At 66.2% G+C, this 12,365-nt stretch carries 8 protein-coding genes; 4 read left to right on the top strand and 4 right to left on the bottom strand.

All coding sequences use genetic code 11. The annotated features are described in order from the left end of the window. Window positions 1-34: 34 nt before the first annotated feature. Window positions 35-787, top strand: coding sequence for a sulfite exporter TauE/SafE family protein (locus ACQY76_RS04445; protein ID WP_428031704.1), 753 nt, complete (start codon window positions 35-37; stop codon window positions 785-787). 82 nt (window positions 788-869) lie between these two features. On the opposite strand, the gene ACQY76_RS04440 is transcribed toward ACQY76_RS04445, so the two are convergent. After that, the gene (locus ACQY76_RS04440; RefSeq protein WP_428031703.1) at window positions 870-2,414 is read right to left on the bottom strand and encodes a methyltransferase regulatory domain-containing protein; all 1,545 of its coding nucleotides are present in this window, start codon (window positions 2,412-2,414) and stop codon (window positions 870-872) included. 272 nt (window positions 2,415-2,686) lie between these two features. Here ACQY76_RS04440 and ACQY76_RS04435 point away from each other — a divergent pair, with 272 nt between their 5' ends. Further along, complete coding sequence (locus ACQY76_RS04435) at window positions 2,687-6,559, top strand: autotransporter domain-containing protein (RefSeq protein WP_428031702.1); 3,873 nt, start codon at window positions 2,687-2,689, stop codon at window positions 6,557-6,559. Window positions 6,560-6,843: 284 nt separating this feature from the next. Here the strand turns inward: ACQY76_RS04435 and ACQY76_RS04430 are convergent, their stop codons facing one another. Together ACQY76_RS04430 and ACQY76_RS04425 are read right to left on the bottom strand one after the other, a co-directional pair. Then, window positions 6,844-8,082, bottom strand: coding sequence for an ATP-binding protein (locus ACQY76_RS04430; protein ID WP_428031701.1), 1,239 nt, complete (start codon window positions 8,080-8,082; stop codon window positions 6,844-6,846). Next, window positions 8,083-8,805 (bottom strand): response regulator, encoded by a 723-nt coding sequence (locus ACQY76_RS04425; protein ID WP_428031700.1) that lies wholly within the window; start codon window positions 8,803-8,805, stop codon window positions 8,083-8,085. 385 nt (window positions 8,806-9,190) lie between these two features. Between ACQY76_RS04425 and ACQY76_RS04420 the strand changes: the two genes are divergently transcribed. Both ACQY76_RS04420 and lpxD read left to right on the top strand, forming a co-directional pair. Continuing rightward, window positions 9,191-10,102, top strand: a complete 912-nt coding sequence (locus ACQY76_RS04420) for a DUF3313 domain-containing protein (protein ID WP_428032930.1) — start codon at window positions 9,191-9,193, stop codon at window positions 10,100-10,102. Between the two features lie 142 nt (window positions 10,103-10,244). Next, the gene (lpxD, locus tag ACQY76_RS04415) at window positions 10,245-11,297 is read left to right on the top strand and encodes a UDP-3-O-(3-hydroxymyristoyl)glucosamine N-acyltransferase (RefSeq protein WP_428031699.1); all 1,053 of its coding nucleotides are present in this window, start codon (window positions 10,245-10,247) and stop codon (window positions 11,295-11,297) included. Window positions 11,298-11,419: 122 nt separating this feature from the next. On the opposite strand, the gene ACQY76_RS04410 is transcribed toward lpxD, so the two are convergent. Continuing rightward, window positions 11,420-12,316 carry a helix-turn-helix domain-containing protein gene (locus ACQY76_RS04410; RefSeq protein ID WP_428031698.1) on the bottom strand — a complete coding sequence of 299 codons (897 nt, stop codon included), beginning with the start codon at window positions 12,314-12,316 and terminating at the stop codon, window positions 11,420-11,422. Between the last annotated feature and the right edge of the window lie 49 nt (window positions 12,317-12,365).

The following is a 12,365-nucleotide window of genomic DNA, read 5'->3' as shown; positions in this document are numbered from 1 at the left end:
CGGGCGGCGCCGGCTGCCTACCGGGGGACGCGCCATGTTCGCAGACGTTACGCTGGCGCAGTATGCGCTGGTGGCGCTGATGTCCTTCATCGCCGGTGCGCTGGGCGGCGTGACCGGCTATGGGCCCGGCCTGCTGCTGCCGCCGATCCTGCTGCCCATCGTCGGGCCGGAGGCGGTGGTGCCGGTCATCGCCGTCTCGTCCCTCCTGTCCAACACCTCGCGGCTGGCGGCCTTCCGTCGTGATTTCGACGCCCGCCGCGCCGCGCTCATCGTTGCTTTCGCGCTGCCGGCCTCGGCGCTGGGTGCGTGGGGCTACACGCTTCTGTCGGGCGGCCTGATCCTGGTGATCATCGGCGCGGTGCTGCTGCTCGCGATCCCGGCACGCCACGCGCTGCTGAAGCTGCGCGGCCATCTGTCGGCGCGGGGGGTGATGGCGGCGGGGGCGGGCTATGGCTTTCTCATGGGCGGCACGGCGGGAACGGGCGTCGTGCTGCTCTCGATCCTGCTGGCAGCGGGCCTCAACGGTGCGGCTGTCATCGCCACCGATGCGGGCATCTCGCTCGTCCTGGGCGTGGTGAAGGTCGCGGTGTTCCAGGCGGCAGGCGCGCTGCCGCTCCCGTCCTGGATCATGGCGCTGCTCATCGGCGTCTGCGCCACGCCCGGCGTCTTCCTGGCGAAAAGGCTGCTCGGCACCCTGTCCAGCCGCGCCCATATCCGCATCCTCGACGCTATCGTGTCGATCGGCGGGGCGCTGCTGATCGTGCAGGGGCTGCGGGCGATGGGCTGACCTCGGAGCGCTGCGGGGAGAACGCCCTGGTTCTTCCCCGCGCCGTCTAAGCCACCGGCCGTTCCAGCCAACCCTCTGGCGGTTACAGAGACATTCCCAGATTGCGCCAGACCGGCAGCACCTTGGTGCGAAGGTCCTCGATCAGCTGGGCAAGTTCGGAGACGTCCGATGTACCTATCGGCCGCCCCTCGCGCCGCATCCTGCGCCCGCCGCTTTCGATCTGCGCGATCAGCATTTCCGCGATCTGCGTTGAACTCGCGTTCTCATTGCTCAGGAGCACGGGCAGCGCGAGCCGATCGAAATGGCTGGTGGCAATCGCCGAGCCGGCTACGGGTACGGCGAGGAAGCGGTGCGTGTCTTCCGTCTGCGCAATCTCGCAGACGACGGTATTGAGGCGCGCCGCCGCGCTGCGGTCCTGCGTGCCGCCATCCCGGCGGCAGGGGGTGATGGCGAGGTTCTCAATGAGCAGTTCGAGAACGATCTGGACGTCGGTCTCCGAGAAATTGCCGGCCGCGGCGCTCTCCATGATCTCCTTGCCGGTCGCGCTGCCACCGCCCAGGCGGGCGACGATGGCGGCCACGAGGCCGGGGGTCGGCCGCGCCTCGCCCGCGGGAATTTTCCAGCTTTCCTTCGCGCCAGTCTCCACGGAGGTGAGAGCGAAACGCATCCGCTCGAAGCTCTGGCGCTGCTGCGCGGGCGTCAGCGGGATCGGCCCCTTCACATAGACGTCGCGTCGAAACTGCTTGTTGACGATGAAGTCCTTGATCTGCTCGCGCATCGACGGGTCGGTGGCCGAGGTGACGACGTCGAACATGTCCCTCGGCACGGAGAAGGACATGCGGTTGTCGCCGATCGATGCGGAGCCGACATAGGTCAGCTTTGCCTCGCGGAAATAATCGAAGGCCTCGCTCACATAGAGCGGCGACCAGTGCTCGTTCAGGAATTCATGGGCGAGATAGTTGACGTCCTGCTTTGCCATGGCCTCGACGCGGGCCTTCACGGCCGGGTTCTGCGCCGTATAGGCGCAGCTCGGCCGGGCAAGCTGCGCGAGCATGTCGCGCGCCCGGCCGAGGCGCGCAATGCTGTCGCCGGTCGATCGCGAGGCGACCTCACTGATCATGTGCTGAAGGGGCGCGACCGCCGCCCAGCCGGGATAGGTATTGTAGCTGGCATAGGCGATGCCGCCGGGGCGGAGTTTGGTGCGCAGGAAGCTGACGACGTCGCGCCGCGCTTCCGGGCTGACCCAGGTGAAGACACCATGCAGGGTGACGAAATCCAGGTCCGCAAGGTCCGGATCGCTCGAGATGGCGGCGTCGCCGAAGCTCGATTCGACGAAGGATATGTTGGTCAGTCCCGCCCGCTCGGCGAAGGCACGCGCCTCGGCGATATGCGTCGGATTGAAGTCGATACCGACAAAGTCCATGTCGGCATTGGCGGCGGCCAGCAGTGCCGTGCCATAGCCGCGACCGCAGCCGAGCTCACAATAGCGCAGGCGGCGGCCTTCCGGCGGGCCCTTTATCCCGTTGCTTTCGCACACATATTGGAGAAAAGCGGGGGAAAGCTCACGATAATATCCCAGCGTATAGGCCACATCGCTGACATAGCCCCCCATCCAAGCCGCCGACATCATTCCCCCCCGAGACCGCATGAGCGCGTGGGGCTACATAGGCGCGCGGGGCGGCGCTAATCAAGCCGCGCGCGGGGCTATCAGGGCCCTTGAGGGGCGCCGGCACCCATGGGGTTCGGCGCGATCCAACGAATTTGTTGCGAACTTGCAACTATTTCGAAGAAAGCCATGTTCGGCAATGTTAACACTTCGATAGCCATTGCGACTCGCCCGTCGCGGGCCATACGGTGTGCTGGGCTGCGTGACGATCTTTAAGGCTGGGGACGATTAAAATGCGCGTTAACAAGCGGTCTGCTGTGTCTGGCGACAGCCGGCACATTGCGGCGGCGGCGGCTGGCGTTCGCGGGCGGACGAGCGGCGCATCGAAGCGCACGGCGCTTCTCGCCGGCACGGCGCTGATCACCGGAATCGTGGTGGCGACGCTCCCCTCGCTGGTACGTGCCGAGCCGATGCCCGGCGGGACGTGCATCGTCACCAACCCCGGCTCGACCGACCTCACCTATCGCAATGTGGTGTGCACCGGCGACATCACCGGCAAGGACGAGGCCAAGTACAAGTCCGGCGCGGAACCGGTTTCGCCGGACAGCAAGACCTTCGACATGGACCTGGTGCTGACGGCGCCGGAAACGGTTTCCGACAGCACCGTCTACAACTACTTCCATGATGGCGAAGGCATCGTCATCGAATCCGACAAGACCGCGGGCAAAGCGACGGCCGGCTACGACGTGACGGTTTCCGTCGGCGGCACCAGCGCGATCAGTTCGTCCAAGAACGGCATCTCGGTTACGACCAAGACGGCGGATGTCGACAATACCGGCGCCATCACCATCACCAGCGGCGCGTTCATCGAGGCGCTCGGCAAGGACGGCAACGGCATCAAGGCCGAGTCCGAGGGCGGCAATATCTCGATCACCAACACCGGCATCATCGGTGTCACTTTCGACGAGGCCCTGACGCTTTCCGAGAACCAGTTCTATGTCGGCGAGACGCCGGCTACGCTGAAGGATGGCTCGGCCTTCGACATCAGCCAGGTCGCCGGCTCCGGCATCGTCGCGACCACCAAGACCGGCACCATCTCCATCTACAACGGGGTGGCCGAGGACGGCCTCGTTATCGAGAGCGGGGCGATTTACGCCGCCAAGGACGGCATCTCGGCCACCACCAAGGGCACGGGCGCCTCGGGCGAGGTCATCTCCATCGTCAATGTCGGCGACATCTACGCCGGTGAATCCGGCATCGTGGCCGAAATCACCGACAAGACGTCCACTGGCGGCATCTCCATCATCAATGCCGGCCATATCGAGTCGAAGATCGGCATCTCGGTGAAGAACGAGGGCACCGGGCGGATCGACGTCTACAACCTTTCCGATGAGACCATCATCAGCAGCGACGACGGCATCCATGTCGACGGCAAGGGTGGCAACATCACCGTCGCCAACGGCTTGCCGGTCTCGGATGGCGAGGTCAATCTCGATGGCGTCATCGTCGCCGGAAAGATCGGCATCAACGTCACCAACAAGGGTGGCAATGTCCTGATCTTCAACAACGATTTCTCGGAAATCTATGCGGGCGGCGACTACGGTATCTCCGCCAAGGTCGACAACAAGGACGCGACCGAAGACTACGGCAATATCACGATCGTCAATTCGGGCTTCGTCGGCGCTGAGGGTGCCAACGCCAAGGCCGGCATCTATGCCGAGATTACCAAGGATAGCCCCGGCGGCTATGTCGCTGTCAGCAACGGCTTTTTCGTGTCTGCGTCGGCGGACGCGCGGGTAAACGCCTATAAGGACAATGGCGACGGCACGTTCGTGGTGCCGTCCGGCAAGGATGCCGGCACCGGCATCCAGATCAAGATGGAAGGCGGCAGCGCCGGTGAGGGCATCGTCTACGACATTGCCCCCGAATTCGGTGGCTTTGCCGTCGACGAGCGCGAATTCGGCACCATCGTCTTCAATTCCGGCAGCTGGGACTTCAGCGGCGCCGACGATTATCTGACCCCCGGCTATGCGGACGGCCTCGCGGTCGCCGAAGGCACCGAGGCGCAGACCACGGGCGGCGTCTTCGCGCCCGGCGGCTCGGCGGTCGACATCAAGTACAAGGGTGACGACGCGGTTGGCATCATCAATTACGGCACGCTGATCGGTGCGGGCGGCAAGGATACGCCGGTCATCAAGATCGACGCCGACAAGAACGATGGCGGCGTGTTCGTCTATAACGGCGCCGGCGGCATCGTCGGCAGCACCAACACGCCGTTCGACTGGGGCGATGGGCTGTTCAACGCCGTCAGCGACTCGCGCTGGGGCTCTGTCGTCAACAGGGCCAGCTCCGGCGGGCTGTCGGCATTCGCCGACGCCTCGGACGACCTGGCCGTGAAGATCAAGGGCGGCGCCTCCTTCGTGGTCAATGACGGCCTGATCATCGGCCGGCTCGACATCGACGGCAAGGAAGGCGGCTCGGAGGGCGAAGGCAACTCCATCTTCGTCAATAATGGTGCGTGGTTCACGACTGGCGAGAGCGCGATCACGGGTCGCGACGGGGAGCAGTTCTCCGAGGCGGTGTTCATCAATAACGGCCTGATCCAGACCGGCTTCGACAGCTCGGTGAGTGAGACGGCCAGCTTCAAGCACTTCACGCTCTACAATGACGGCCTGGTGTCGATGATCGACGGCGGCGCCGGCGACCGTATCGAAATGCTGCACGACTATGTCGGTGTGGGCGGGCGGCTGGGCGTGGACGTCAATTACCGTGAGCACAATGCCGACATGCTCGTCATGCTGGACCATGGCGACAAGGAGGATCACCAGATCTTCCCGACGATCTCCGGTTCAACCGGCATCGTGATCAACAAGGTGGGCGGCTCCTCGGGTATCGATCCCACGGGCATCGTCGTGGTCGACTACAGCGGCAGCTCCGCCGAGGTTCCGGTGGAGAAGGAGTGCACCGGCGGTTCCCAGTCCCTCTGCAGGACCGGTGACGCGTTCTTCATCTCCTCGACGTCCCAGGGCTACATCAACATTGGCGGCTACGGCGCCGTGCAGGATGGCTTCCGCGCCTCGTTCCTGCGTCAGGACAAGGTCGACGAGCACTTCGAGCTGTACAGCGACTGGGGCGTCGACGCCCGCGTGCTACCGAGCCTGGTCACGGCGGCGCAGAGCATCTGGTATCAGTCGAACACCGTCGTGCAGGACCACATCTACGACGGCTATTTCTCGGCCTCCGCCGACTCGGCCGCTTCCGTCCCGCTCGGCTACGCGGCCACCAATCCCGGCCCGACCAAGGCGCCGTTCCCGGTGAAGGCGACCCCGCAGGTCGAGGACAACGGCCGGATCCTGGTCTGGGCGCGTGCCGGCGGTGCCTGGGGCTCGAATGACGGAAGCTCGACCTCGCTCATCGGTGGCACCCCGATCACCATCGACACGGGCTACGATCAGGACACGTACAGCTTCTTCGGCGGTGCGGACTATCTCGCCAACAGCAATTGGCGCATCGGTGTCTTCGGCGGCTACGAAACATCGGACGTGAAGTACAACGCCTACGGCCTCTCCGCCGACTTTGACGGCGGCTCGATCGGTGGCTTCGTGGCCTACAAGACGGGGCCGTTCTACGCCGATGCCGAGGTCAAGGCCGACTTCCTCACCCTCGACTACAATTCGGCGGTGGTTCAGAACCCGAGCGTTGACGTCACCAACGTCGGCCTTCGCCTGAACGCCGGCTATCGGTTCGGCACGAACCTGTTCTATGTCGAGCCGGTCGTGTCGTTCTCCTATCTCAGCACATCCTTCGACGACGGCGTCTTCGCCGGCACCAGCGTCAACTTCAAGGATGGCGAGAGCACGCGTGGCGGCGTTGGTGCCCGTATCGGCACGAGCTTCGCCACGTCGACCGGGTCCGCCGACCTCTACGTGCTGGCCAAGTACTGGAACGAATTCGGGGACAACAATTCGGCGTCCTTCTTCGATCCGGTTACGCTCGACAGCGCGGCGTTCTTCGATGCGCTTGACGGGTCGTTCGGCGAAGTCACCGGGACCGCGGCGTTCTACAGCCTGGACCGCACCACCGCCTTCATCGTGTCGGGCGGCTCGGAGTTCAACTCCGACAGCACCCAGATCACGGGCAAGATCGGCCTGGAGAAGAAGTTCTGATCGGTTCGCGGGTGCCGGCCTGACCGGCCTCGTTTGACATCGAAACCAGCATCACGAGGGCGCGTCGCTGCAAGGCGGCGCGCCTTCTCGCTTTGTTGCCCCGGGCGTCTTGCCCGCGTGACGCCGTCTCCGGATCATCGTGGCCATGTTGATGACGGCGGCGACGGGCCGGCGCCGAGCTGGCCCGGTGGACGCAGCGTGCGAAGGCGCGAGCCGGCGCGATCGTCCGCCTGGCGGTCCATGTCCGGGAGATGGTTTTGTCCGCAGGGACTATCGGCGGGCGGCTAGGACGAGGGCGACCGGGAAATGAGCGCCGGCAGTTCGATGACCTGAACCAGGCCGCCACCCGGGCGATTGGCGATGGTGATGTCGCCGCCGGCCTTGCGGATGATCTCTCGCGAAATGGTCAGGCCGAGGCCGGCCCCGGGAATGCTCTGGCTGCGTGCGCGATCGGCACGGAAGAACGGCTCGAATACCTGGTCGAGAATGTCGGCCTCGATGCCGGGTCCCTGATCGGTGATCGTCACTCGCGCCCGCACTCCCCCAGCGACGGCGACGGTGCCGCGCACGCCATGGGTGGCCGCATTGATGAGCAGATTGCGCAGGGCACGGTTCAGGCTCAGGCGGCTGGCGCTGACCTCCACCTCGCAGAGCTCGGCCATGTCGATCGCATAGCCCTGCTGCTGCAAATCCACCACAACGCGTCGTACCTTTTGATCCAGCCGGATGATTTCGAGCGACGTCTTGGTCGTCTCCTCGTGGACGAGCTGGATCGCGCTGTGGGCGATGCGCTGCAACTCGTCGATATCGCGCAGCCACAGGCTCCGCTCTTCCTCGTCGGGGACGAATTCGGCGCGCAGCCTCATGCGGGTGAGGGGTGTGCGCAGATCATGGCCGGCGGCCGCGACCAGCCGCATCCGGCTCTCCATGGCACTTTTCAGGCGAACCGAAAGGGAGTTGATCGCCGCCGCCGTGGCGCGCACCTCGGCCGGGCCGCGCTCGGCAAGCGCGGGAAGAATGCCATCCGGCCCGACCTGTGCGAGGGCGCTTTCGAGCAATGCCAGCGGACGGCTCATGCGGTGCGCGGCGAACACCGCCACCGACCCGACACCGACGGTGATGAAGGCCAGCCACAGCCAGAAATGGGGATCCGCCGGAGGGTCGATCTCCATCAGCACCCAGCTCCCGGGGCCGACAGGCAAGGAGACGGTGCGGAAGCGTCGGTCGTCGCTCCTGCGCGTCACCGTGAGGTCGAGCGGAACCCCCAGCGCCGCGACGGCCGCCCGCATAAGCTCCGTCTGCTCGCGGTCGGGCGGGCCTGCATCGGGTTGCGGCGCGCGTATGGGCGGGGTGGGATCCTGCTCGGATAATCGCTTCATGGTGATGAGCTGACGGGCGAGCAGGGAAACTTCGCTCTCCTTCGGCAGGGCGAAGAGATAGATCACCGCGAGCGTGATCAATGCCACCACGGCTACGATGGAGCCCAGGAGCAACAGGGCGAACTTGGCGCGGATGGTCCCCATCTACCGGTCCAGGACGCTGACCTTGGCGGCGAGTTGGTAGCCGCCGTTGCGGATCGCCTTGAAGATATGCGCCTTGCCGCCGCTCGACAATTTGCGGCGCAGCCGGCTCACCTGAACATCGATCGACCGGTCGAGCACGCCGCCATTTCGCCGGCGGGAAAGGTCGAGCAATTGCTCGCGCGACAGGACGCGCCCGGGCCGGGCGAGGAAGACGAGGAGGAGATCGAACTCGGCCCCTGTCAGCGGAACGCACTGGCCGTCGGGGCCCGTTACCGTGCGCACCGCGGGGTCAACGGCAAAGTCCTCGAACTGGTAGAGCGCCGCCATGCCGGTAGCCGGGCGGGCATTCACGCCCCGCCGCAGGACGGCGCGAATCCGCGCCGCCAGTTCGCGCGGGTTGAACGGCTTGCCGAGATAGTCGTCGGCGCCGATTTCCAAACCGATGATGCGGTCGACATCCTCCTGCAGGGCGGTCAGCAGGATGATCGGAATGTTCGATCGCGCCGCGCGCAGGTCGCGGCACAAATCGAGCCCCGACCCGTCGGGCAGCAGAACGTCGAGGACGATCAGATCGACCTCATGGGCGGCGATGGTCTGCCGGACCTCGGCGCAGTTGCCGGCGAGAAGAACCGCCAGGCCCTGCTCGCGCAGATAGCGGGCAAGCAGCTTGCGGATTTCGCCGTCATCGTCGGCGACCAGGATGCGGGGCTCTTGCGGACTCATGATCAGCTTTGAACGGGTGACTTCAGACAAGCTGGAAAGCGCCCTAGCGGGCGGTGGTAGCTTTTCTGTGTCAAATACCGTTCAGGAGCGGCCCGACATGTTTTGACATCAAACTTCGGTGGGCAGACGCGTTCGGACATCTACCGCCAGATTTTACTCCACAACGCCGTCTACTGGTATCGGCGTGCACTGCACGGCAAGCACAGCCACCACCGGGAGGCGCTCGATGCGCGTTCTTTCTGAGCCCTGTCGCGGCGGAGCGTACGATCCTCGTCGTCCTCCCCGGCCAGATGCACCCTGGCAAGCGCCGCTGATGGGCGCGCCCGCGCCGTCGCCTGCACGACAGCCGGACGTTCCTTCCGCGTGCCCGGCTCGGGCGCCGGCCATGCCCACGCTTCGCCGCGCCGGAATTGGCAGCCTGCTGGCCGTGTCCGGCGCCATGGGCGGCTGCGCCCCGGCGCCGCTGGTGCAGGGCACGGGGCTGTCGGCCTATCACACCCTGGAGCCCTCGGACGGTGTGCTTACCAAATCGCGCATCAGCGTGAACAAGGAGAGCGTCCTGGCCGCCCGCACGGTGCGGATTGCTCCGACGGAATTCTCGCCCGCCATCGCCGTGAAGCTGACAAGCCCGCAACGAAACCTTGTGGCGAACGCGGTCAATCGCGGGTTGTGCGTCAGCCTGAGCGACCGCTTCACGGTAGTGCCGCCGGACCAGCCGGCGGATCTCACCGTACAGGCCTCCGTCACGCAGGCGACCGAAACCGACGAGGTGGCGGCAGGCCTTTCGGCCGCCACGTCGATCGGCATGAGTTTCGTCGATCTGGGCGTGCCGGTTCCCACCCCGCGCCTGCCCATCGGCTTGGGTACGCTCTCGATGGAGGCCGCCGCCACCGATCCCTCGGGCCAGCAGCAGGCCTCCATGCTCTGGGCCCGGGGAGCGAACGCGTTCTTCAGTACGCCACGCGCGTCGAAGGTGAGCGACGCCTATGAGCTGGCGGACGCCTTTGGAGAGGACTTCGGCTACCTGCTCGTGAAGGGCAAAAGCCCCTTCGGAAGTTCGGGCATTGATCTGCCCTCGGCGCAAAAGATCAACTCGGCGATGGGGCTGGCGCCGAAATACGCCGCCTGCGAACGCTATGGGCGCTATCCCGGCCTGGCCGGCCTGGTCGGAGGGCAGCTCGGCTTGCCGCCGGAATGGACCGACAAGGGCGCCAAGCCGGCGGGGACGAGAGAAACCGCGACGGCGCCGGTCGAAACCGCTGCGGCGGAAGAGACTTCCGAAGCGGCGGCGCCTTAGCGCGCACATACCAGCACGTCGACCACCCCCCTCCAGAGACGGCGTCGTCCGCATCCGGACGCGTGGATCGGCCAGCCTGCACCGTCCCGCAGGTCGGCCGAACCTCGCTGCCCGTCTCCCCGACCGGCATGAAGAGAGCCCCATGATCCAAGCGTCTGATCCGAGCGGAATCGCCCTGGCCGAACTCGCGCGGGAGCTGGGATCGCCGCTGCCCGCGACCGCCGATCCGCGCGTCCGCCTGCGCGGTGGCGCCAGCCTGGAGACCGCCGAGCCCTGGCAGGTGGCCTATATGGACCATGTCCGCCATGCGGAATCGCTGCGCGCCACGCTCGCGGGCGCCTGCATCGTCACGCAGCGGTTCGTCGATATGGTCCCGTCCGGCACCGTCGCCATCGTGGTCAGGGACCCGCGCATGGCCTATGCGAGGCTGCTTGCCCGCCTGCATCCCGAGGCCCTGCGGCCGGAGCCGGTGCTCGCACGGGCGGGCGGGTCCTCACAATGCTGGGTGCATCCCAGCGCCCATATCGGCGCCGGCGTGGTGATCGGGGCCGGCGCGGTGATTGATCCGGGCGTTGTGGTCGGGGAGCGTGTCACCATCGGATCGGGCAGTGTGCTCGGTCCACATGTGGTGCTGGGGGCGGGCGTGACGATCGGTGCGGACTGCTCCCTTGGCGCCAGTGTCACCATTACCCATTGCACGCTGGGCGATCGGACGATCGTCCATCCCGGCGTCCGCATCGGGCAGGACGGCTTCGGATACGCGATGAGCGCGTCGGGCCATGTGAAGGTGCCCCAGCTCGGCCGTGTCGTGATCGGCAGCGATGTCGAGATCGGCGCCAACACCACGGTGGACCGCGGCAGCGGGCGCGACACCGTCATCGGCGACGGAACGAAGATCGATAACCTCGTTCAACTCGCTCACAATGTACGGATCGGGCGCCATTGCGTGATCGCCGCGCAGGTCGGGATTGCCGGCTCGACGGTGCTCGAAGACTATGTGGCGGTGGGCGGCCAGAGCGCCATTGCGGGCCATCTGCGGATCGGCCAGGGTGCCCAGCTCGCCGCCGCCTCGCGCGTCATGAGAGACGTCCCGGCCGGCGAGCGCTGGGGCGGCATGCCGGCCAAAAGACTGCGGGAATGGTTCCGCGAACAGGCGACCCTGTCGAAACTGGCGAAGCACCGCACCGGCGCCTGAACCGGTGCCTTGGCCGGACGGGGTCATCTGGCCAAGCGGGAGAGGGGCGGGGCCCCATTTCTCGCCCCGGCCCGGGAAGAGTTCGCGCGGCGATGATGAACGCGCCGCGCGGGTGAGCGTCCCTAACGATTGAGGCGCTGCCAATGGCCGGGACTGACGCCGACGATGGATGAAAACACGCGCGTGAAGTTATTCTGATCGCCGAAGCCGCAGGAAAGCGAAATCTCCGCCAGCGACATCCGGCCTTCGAGCAGCCTTGCCTTTGCAGTCTCCAGGCGATGCAGCGTGAGCCAACGGTGGGGCTGCAGTCCGGTGCTCTGGCGAAACGCACGGGTAAAGTGGCTGGGCGACAGGCCGCATTCGCGCGCAATGTCCGAAATACTCAGCGACGCCGCGAAGTTCTGCTGCATGCACTCCTTGGCCCGCCGCTCCTGCCATGCGGCCAATCCGCCCTTGTTGACCGGGCGGTCCTCTTCCACGCCACCATAGGCCGAGGCCAGGTGGATATGGATGGCGCAGCCGACATGCTGCACGAAGGGGGAGTTCGGATCGGCCCGACCTTCCAGTGCCGGAATCAGCAGCCTGCCCAACGTTGCCAGGGTGCTGTCCTGGACCTGCTGCGGCCAGCGCCATGCGCTCGGTGAGCGGCCGACGGGCGGGCGGCCGATTTCGTCGCGTGACGACCGGGTGATGTGGATGGCGAGATAGTCGAAACCATCCTCCGCCGGCGGGGCCGGCGTCTCGCGAACATCCATGAAGCTGACGCCGTTGTCCCCGGAGGGGTGCGTGCCTCGGTGTAGCCCGACAAGCCAGAGCCGGTTTCGGGGATAGTTGCGGGGCAGGCCGGCGAAACATTCGGGGGCGCCGGGAAAGCGCATGCCCGGCGCCGGCAGGCCGGGCTCGGCGCGCAGGCGGACCACGACCATCTGCAGGGCGGTCGATGGGCTGATGACAAGGCGCGGCGCCTCGCGCAGGGGCGGTTGCCAGGCAAGAGGGCCACTGTCCTCTTCTGCTCTCACAGCCACCCCTCAGCGGTACATTGTGCCATCGAACGTAACGCGCATGCCA

It is taken from the genome of Ancylobacter sp., from assembly GCF_965279025.1.
In the GTDB taxonomy this organism is placed as follows: Bacteria; Pseudomonadota; Alphaproteobacteria; order Rhizobiales; family Xanthobacteraceae; genus Ancylobacter.
This window is presented reverse-complemented; position numbering and strand designations above follow the sequence as displayed.